Source organism: Psychrobacter sp. AOP7-A1-24 (assembly GCF_052376235.1).
Lineage (GTDB): Bacteria > Pseudomonadota > Gammaproteobacteria > Pseudomonadales > Moraxellaceae > Psychrobacter.
Map to the genome: position 1 here is coordinate 1 of NZ_JBQSVM010000082.1, position 3298 is coordinate 3298.

General features: G+C 41.8%; 6 protein-coding genes. 4 read left to right on the forward strand and 2 right to left on the reverse strand.

Annotated features, from left to right (window positions below; translation table 11 throughout):
• The coding region (locus ACT3QQ_RS13680; protein WP_444528403.1) for an EamA family transporter at positions 1-342 on the reverse strand (342 nt) is incomplete at its 3' end.
• A gap of 147 nt (positions 343-489) precedes the next feature.
• On the opposite strand from ACT3QQ_RS13680, the gene ACT3QQ_RS13685 reads away from it, so the two are divergent.
• Complete coding sequence (locus ACT3QQ_RS13685; protein ID WP_087041102.1) at positions 490-1410, forward strand: LysR substrate-binding domain-containing protein; 921 nt, start codon at positions 490-492, stop codon at positions 1408-1410.
• A 187-nt stretch (positions 1411-1597) separates the two neighbouring features.
• Positions 1598-2212, forward strand: a complete 615-nt coding sequence (locus tag ACT3QQ_RS13690; protein ID WP_058025961.1) for a DedA family protein — start codon at positions 1598-1600, stop codon at positions 2210-2212.
• A gap of 42 nt (positions 2213-2254) precedes the next feature.
• On the opposite strand, the gene ACT3QQ_RS13695 is transcribed toward ACT3QQ_RS13690, so the two are convergent.
• Positions 2255-2572, reverse strand: a complete 318-nt coding sequence (locus ACT3QQ_RS13695; RefSeq protein ID WP_226945179.1) for a DUF4298 domain-containing protein — start codon at positions 2570-2572, stop codon at positions 2255-2257.
• Positions 2573-2713: 141 nt separating this feature from the next.
• Between ACT3QQ_RS13695 and ACT3QQ_RS13700 the strand changes: the two genes are divergently transcribed.
• The gene (locus tag ACT3QQ_RS13700; protein ID WP_058025959.1) at positions 2714-3055 is read left to right on the forward strand and encodes an IS630 transposase-related protein; all 342 of its coding nucleotides are present in this window, start codon (positions 2714-2716) and stop codon (positions 3053-3055) included.
• Positions 3056-3098: 43 nt separating this feature from the next.
• The gene (locus tag ACT3QQ_RS13705) at positions 3099-3251 is read left to right on the forward strand and encodes a transposase (protein WP_404815955.1); all 153 of its coding nucleotides are present in this window, start codon (positions 3099-3101) and stop codon (positions 3249-3251) included.
• Positions 3252-3298: the final 47 nt, after the last annotated feature.

A 3298-nucleotide genomic window follows, 5' to 3' on the forward strand; every position in this document is an offset into this window, starting at 1 on the left:
AAATAAAAAACCCAGTGGTAATACAAATAAAGGGGCGGCATAAAAAATAGCATTCGCAGTCGCAAGAGGCAGTGCTTGAAGAGACAGTACCATGAATATCACACCCAATAACCACACGTGACTACGAACAAAGTGCCATTTTATATTACTGAATAACTTGTTCTTTTTATTAATTAAGCAAAACGGCAACAGCATTAAAACCGCTGTGCATTGACGAAACAGGATAAATTGATATACCGCCGTCTCAGAGGGCAAGGCCTTTATCAAGGCGTCTGAGAAGACCGCAATGATATTTCCTAGTACCAATAGCGTCATGGCAAATGCAACACTCATCTTTGGCATTCTTAGCCTCCTCGCCCTACTCTAAATTCAGAAACTGTTAAAACCCCAATGGGTTCATGCTGATTTAACGATCTGTCAGGCAGTATATGCAAGTAACGCTATGATGTATAATGATATAAACCATACTTAGTATTAGCTGAGGTAATAATGGATTTGCCCCCATTGCGTGCCATACAATGCTTCGAATCCGTTGCACGACTTAACAGCTTTTCAAAAGCAGCAGAAAGCCTCAATGTGACACAAAGTGCCGTGAGTCACCAAATACGCATCCTTGAAGAGTATCTTGGGGAAGCAATGTTTTACAGGCAAGGCCGGACCTTTTCGTTGACAGAGGTTGGTGAGCGTTATTTCACAGATGTGAGTGGCGCATTGGGTCTACTTTCAGATAGTAGTCAGATTATTAAACATGGAAAACCTGGGCGTATACGCTTAGCTCTGTACAGTTCAGTCGCAGTGAATTGGTTGATTCCTCGACTAGAAGACTTCTATAGACAGTATCCAGAAATAGAACTTACTTTAGATATGGTTAATCATCCCTCTGATTATAATGAGCAAAGGGCCGATTGTTATATCACCGTCGATCCTCCTCCACATGCTTTCATCAGTAAGTTTTTATTTGCTGAAACTTTATATCCTGTTTGTGGTCAAAAGCTTTGGGAGAAAATAAGAGATAAACCCCTTCCTGACGCATTGTGGCGGCATCCAATATTGTCTGTGAGATATGCAGATACGAGCGAGAATACAGCGGAGGATTGGCTGCGATGGTGTAAGGCAGGCGGATTTGAATTACCAAGCGATATAAAGATAAATCATTTTAGTCATGTACTATTAGCGATAGAAGCCGCACGGTACAATCTGGGTATTACTCTTACCAATAATTATATGATGCAGGATGATGCTTATAAACAAAATATCGTTAGAGTTCCAATGCATGAATTTCTAACAGGGGATAACTTTTACTTCGTTTGCAAGGAATTAAGGAATAATCAGGATGATATTATTAAATTAAGCGAATGGCTAGAATCCCAATGTAATGATACCCACCGAGCAAATCAAAGCAACCGATAACATCTTATTTTGGCATACCGGAGGCGCGCCGGCGCTATTTGCCTACGCTGATGATTTAGATATACGTTAACGAAACTTGCACAGCGCGTAAAACCTTCTAAATTGAAAAACCACTGATGAGCTAGTATCTTTTGCCTAAAGATTCGGCTTAGCAGCAGTATTGTTCATTCTATTATAAAGGTTTTTTATGGGTCAAATCAGTGACTGGGTACTCTCTATCACGGCGAAGTTTGGCTACTTTGGCATTATCTTTGCCATGTTTGCCGAAAACGTCTTTCCGCCTATTCCCTCCGAGGTTATTATGCCTGCTGCTGGGTTTGCCGCCTCAAATGGTGAGCTTAATCTCATACTTGCCATACTAGCAGGGACGCTTGGCGCGGTACTTGGTGCGTTACCGCTGTACTATTTAGGCCGCGTGTTTAATGAAGAGCGCTTGATAGCCTTAACCAAAAAATATGGCAAATTTGTTTTTGTAAAACCTGACGATATCAAAGCTACCAATGAGTGGTTCGATAAGCACGGTAAAAAAGCGGTATTCTTTGGTCGTATGGTGCCTGGTATCCGCTCGTTCATCTCGATTCCTGCCGGTATGAATAATATGCCGATGCTACCGTTTTTGGGGCTCTCCGCACTTGGTGCAAGCATTTGGACGACAGGTCTGACGTTCGCGGGTTACTATATGGGCCAAAACTACGAGGTTATTGAATCGACGCTCGCCCCTTACTCGACAGGTATTGGCATCCTTATCGTTGTCATTATTATTGGTTGGTTTGTAAAGCGGCGTTTATCTGATAAACACTAACAAACGCGCAGGCCGATAATCACTAAGTGCTAACGCCTTGATCTACTTGTCGATAGCGTCCAACCCTAAGCGCATCCAAGTAATCGCCTGCTCTTGATGCTCTGTCATCGCATTCCAAATACCGTCTTCGCTAAAGATAGAATGAGCCTCACCAGAGTGCTTAATCGTGACATCAGCCTCACGATCTTGTATCCACTGCGGACTTAAATAATACTCTTGTACCTCAGACAGTAGCGCTTCTGCCTCTCTCCAATCTTGCTGCGCCTGTAATAATTTTGACTGTAGAGCAGACCAACGCTCAAATTTGTGTTGTATGTCTTGTGGATCAATGTCTTGTGGATTAATAGCTTCGCTCATCATATAACTCCTATTTATAGTTGCAAAAATCTCTTTAGAATTTCAAATCAGCTAATACCTTGTCTTTACCTGTGATAATTCAAAGTATAGTAAACCCTACCAAGAACTGTTACGATAATTCTAAATTCCAGCTCGCTAATTACCATGACATACCCCATTACCCTTCGTAAAAAGGTACTACAGTCTCTTGAACAAGGCATGAGCGTGCGCACCGCAGCCAAGCTTTATGATATGAGTCCCACCACCATTATTAACTGGAAAAAAGACATCAGTATCAAGCCCATCGTCAGAGCACCGCGCAAAATATCTAATGATGCCCTAAAACAAGACATTACTGACTATCCTGACGCTTACTACTATGAAAGAGCTGCTCGTTTGGGCTGTAGTAAATCCGGCGTAGAAGCTGCCATGAAAGCGAGGATAAAGCAAAGCACTGCTTTGCCCGAGTGCAAGGGGAGAGCTATGCTCGAGTACCAGATTTCATAAGAACAAACGTATCAAAAAGCTATTAAACCGACATGGTCATCGTATTCTATGGCTGCCACCGTACAGCCCTGATTTGAACCCTATTGAAAAGAAATGGGCACAAGTAAAGTTTCTACGCCAAGGCTGGTTGGAAAACGACTTATCCAAGTTGTTTTATGATGTTTGTCCTAACCATAACAATTTTATTTTGAACTGACTATATCATATCTATTCTTAATATAGATTAGGGTCTCTATATATATT